Genomic DNA, 2536 nt, shown 5'->3' with positions numbered 1-2536 from the left:
CAAGATCATCCGCGGCGCGCTCGACACGCAGGCCGTCAAGAACCGCAAGCAGGCTCGTAGCCGCTACGGCGCGAAGATGGAGAAGAAGTAATGCCTCGCAAGGGACCCGCTCCGAAGCGCCCCGTCGCCGCCGACCCGGCCCTCGCCGGCGTGCACGTCGTCATCGTCACCACGTTCGAGCTCGACGAGTACGTCGCCCGGGCGATCCGGGCGGGGGCGAGCGGATTCCTCGTGAAGGACACCGAACCCGTCGACCTCATCCGCGCGGTGCGAGTCGTCGCGAGCGGCGAGGCGCTGCTCTCCCCTGGTGTCACGAAGCGCCTGCTCGAGCGGATGGCGGTCGGGCTCCGTGATGCGCCCGACGGCGCACGGCTCGACGCACTCACCGAGCGCGAGCGCGAGGTGCTGCGGCTCGTCGGCCAGGGCCTCACGAACGATGAGATCGCCGAGCGACTGGTGCTCTCCCCGCTCACCGCGAAGACGCACGTGTCGCGGATCATGGCGAAGCTGCACGCCCGGGACCGCGTGCAGCTGGTGGTCGTCGCCTACGAGTCGGGGCTCGTGGCCCCGGGCTGGCAGGAGTAGGCGCGGCATCCGCCATGCTCCCAGGGGAGCAGCGCAGGTGTCTCCGCGGGGCGGATTCGCCGATGCCCGGGCCCGGCGAGCATGGGTTCGACGGTCCACTCCCGGGCCGCGCGAACCAAGGGAACACATCATGCTCGCCACCCTCGCGACGACCGCGGTCGTCACCCACGCCGGCCCCTGGGCGGCCGGGTTCGGATGGGTCTTCTTCCTCATCCCGATCTTCTGGTTCCTCGTGATCGGACTGATCATCTTCCTCGTGACCCGCGGTCGCCGCCGCGCCTGGGCCGACGGATCGTACGGTCCGCCGTGGGCGCGCGGCGGCAGCGCCGAGTCCACGCTCGCCGAGCGCTTCGCGAAGGGCGACATCGACGAGGTCGAGTACCGCGCGCGCCTCGAGGTGCTGCGCGCGAATCGCCCGAACGCCTAGCGCCGGATCTCCACCCGAGGGGCGGATGCCGCGGCATCCGCCCCTCGTCGCATGCCCGGATGCCGCGACATGCCGTGACCCGCGTGCAGCCGGCTCGGGCCGGCGGTCAGTCCCCGAGCGCGCGACGCAGCGCGGCCGCCTGGTGCCGGTGGCCGACCGTCTCGTAGCCGACCACGACGACGAACGGCGCAGCCGCCGTGATGAGGATGCCCACGCCGAAGGTCGCTCCGGCGGCCACGGCGGCGACGGCGGCGACGACCACCAGGAGGCTGCCGATGAAGAGCCAGATGTGGAACGGGTCGAACTGCCGCAGCAGCAGCGAGTAGATGGTGAACAGCGCGACCATGAAGACAGCCACGGGCACGACCACGGTGAGCAGCGCCGGCACGAGGCCGATGTGCGCGACGCCCTCGATCTCGTAGGCGGCCACGTGCAGGCCCGCTCCCGCGCCGGCGAGGGCGATGAAGATGAAGTAGTGGAGGTAGCCCCACACGAACCCGCGTTCGCGGTAGCGCTGCAGCACCTTGCCCGACGGCATGGTGAAGTACACCCACCAGAGCCCGAACGCGAGCGCCGTGCCGCCGAAGGCCACGGTGACGGCCTCGACGGACCAGTCCTGCTCGTCGATCACGGCCGAGATCGCGAGGATCGTGCCGAGGATGATCTCGCCGAGCGTGATGATGACGAGCAGCCCGTAGCGCTCGGCGATGTGGTGCGCGTGCCAGGGCGTGCCGCCCTCGCGTCCGTGCTCGGCGACGTACGGCCCGACGAGTTCGAAGGCGATGAGCGCCGCCGTGATCGCGAGCGTCGGGGCGAGCGGCAGGTTGACGAAGATGACGGCGATCCAGCCGAGCTGGGCGAGCGAGACGAAGACGGCGTAGGTGAGCGCCGTGCGGCGGCGGGTGCCGTCATGTTTCGCGGCGCGCAGCCAGAGGGCGATGGTGGCGACGCGCATGACGACGTAGCCGGCGACGACCACGCCGTTGTCGACGTGCTCGCCCTCGTCGAGCGAGTGGAAGAGGTCGGGGAGGCCCAGCGCGAGGATCAGCACGCCGAGCATCTCCACCATGGTCGCCACGCGGAAGAAGACGTCGTCGTTGTCGTACGCCGATGCGAGCCACGAGTAGTTGATCCACGCCCACCAGATCGCGAAGACGGCGAACAGGAAGCCGACGATGGCCGGCATCCAGTGGCCGACCTCGAGCAGGTGCGCGGTCTGCGCCCCGGCCTGGCTGAACGCGACGACGAACGTGAGGTCGAAGAGCAGCTCGAGCGGCGTGGAGGCGCGATGGGCCTCGTTGGGATCCCGGCCGACCATGCGGCGCAGGCGGTGGTCGAGCGGCGGCCGGGCGGATGCCGCGGTGCCTGCGTCCTGCGTCTGCTGATCGCTCATGGTGGGGCCCTCTCGGGGCGCACCGGCGGCGCCCGTCGCATCATGCTGCCACAGGCGCCGAGGGTTCGCAGGTCGCGCTGGGTCAGCGCGAGAGCAGCAGCGCCTCGCCCTGTCCGCCGCCGCCGCAGAGC

2 protein-coding genes and 2 pseudogenes are annotated in these 2536 nt (G+C 71.2%); 3 read left to right on the top strand and 1 reads right to left on the bottom strand.

Annotated features, from left to right (window positions below; all coding sequences use genetic code 11):
* From GH736_RS20970 to GH736_RS20960, 3 genes and pseudogenes are all read left to right on the top strand, one after another.
* A pseudogene (locus GH736_RS20970) lies at nucleotides 1–91 on the top strand (30S ribosomal protein S12); the annotation flags it as partial.
* Nucleotides 92–123: 32 nt separating this feature from the next.
* Nucleotides 124–585 (top strand): annotated as a pseudogene (locus tag GH736_RS20965) (LuxR C-terminal-related transcriptional regulator); the annotation flags it as partial.
* A gap of 130 nt (nucleotides 586–715) precedes the next feature.
* Nucleotides 716–1012, top strand: coding sequence for an SHOCT domain-containing protein (locus GH736_RS20960; RefSeq protein ID WP_159606764.1), 297 nt, complete (start codon nucleotides 716–718; stop codon nucleotides 1010–1012).
* Nucleotides 1013–1118: 106 nt separating this feature from the next.
* Here the strand turns inward: GH736_RS20960 and GH736_RS20955 are convergent, their stop codons facing one another.
* Entirely contained in the window at nucleotides 1119–2405 is a 1287-nt protein-coding gene (locus GH736_RS20955) for a low temperature requirement protein A (protein ID WP_159606762.1), read from the bottom strand.
* Nucleotides 2406–2536 lie beyond the last annotated feature (131 nt).

Origin of the sequence: Agromyces humi (genome assembly GCF_009720255.1) — a bacterium.
GTDB classification, from domain to species: domain Bacteria; phylum Actinomycetota; class Actinomycetes; order Actinomycetales; family Microbacteriaceae; genus Agromyces; species Agromyces humi.
The sequence above is the reverse complement of the archived record's forward strand: the minus strand, read 5'-3'. Positions and strand labels throughout refer to the sequence as shown.